Source organism: Aminobacter sp. P4_D5 (assembly GCF_056401815.1).
The window spans coordinates 1-726 of the sequence record NZ_JBFUIP010000680.1; the positions used below are offsets into that span (position 1 = coordinate 1).

The following is a 726-nucleotide window of genomic DNA, read 5'->3' on the forward strand; positions in this document are numbered from 1 at the left end:
GCCGTGGACATGGCGCGGAGGGCCATGGGCCTCTGAAGGCCCTTGCGGTCGCCCGTCCGATGTTCATGATCCCCCGACGACAAGCAGAGCCCCGCCAACGAGGGCTCGCCGCCAGGGGAACGAAGCCATGGACCGCGACACCGCGCAGAACGCGCCTATCCTGACGCCACGCCGCTCGCTCCTGCTGGGGGGCACCGGGCTGGCCAGCGCCGCCATCTGGCCGGCTGGGCGGGCGCTGGCCCAGGTCTCCGACAATACCGTGAAGATCGGCGTGCTCGACGACATGTCCGGCGTCTTCGCGGACCAGCAGGGCATGGGCGATGTCGTCTCCGCCCGCATGGCCATCGAGGATTTCGGCGGCCGCGTGCTGGGGCAGCCCATCGAGCTCGTCTATGGCGACCTGCAGAACCGGCCCGACATCGGCATGGGCATCGCCCGGCGCTGGTACGACCAGGAGAAGGTCGACGCCATCTTCGGCATCGGCAACTCCGCCGTGGCGCTCGCCGTGCAGCAGCTCACGCGCGAGAAGAACAAGATCAACGTCTCCATCGCGCCCGGCACCACCGAGCTCACCGGCACCGGCTGCACGCCCAACGGCCTGCACTGGACCTACGACAACTACGCGCTGGCCCGCGGCACCGTCACGGCCATGATGGCCGAGGGCAAGCGCAAATGGTATTTCCTCACCTCCGACTACGCCTTCGGCCATTCGCTGGAGGCCAATGG

General features: G+C 68.7%; 1 protein-coding gene. It reads left to right on the forward strand.

The genetic code is table 11. The annotated features are described in order from the left end of the window. Positions 1-127 precede the first annotated feature (127 nt). Positions 128-726, forward strand: a 599-nt coding sequence (locus AC1DWF_RS34295; protein ID WP_476842945.1) for an ABC transporter substrate-binding protein, incomplete at its 3' end; no start/stop codon positions are given.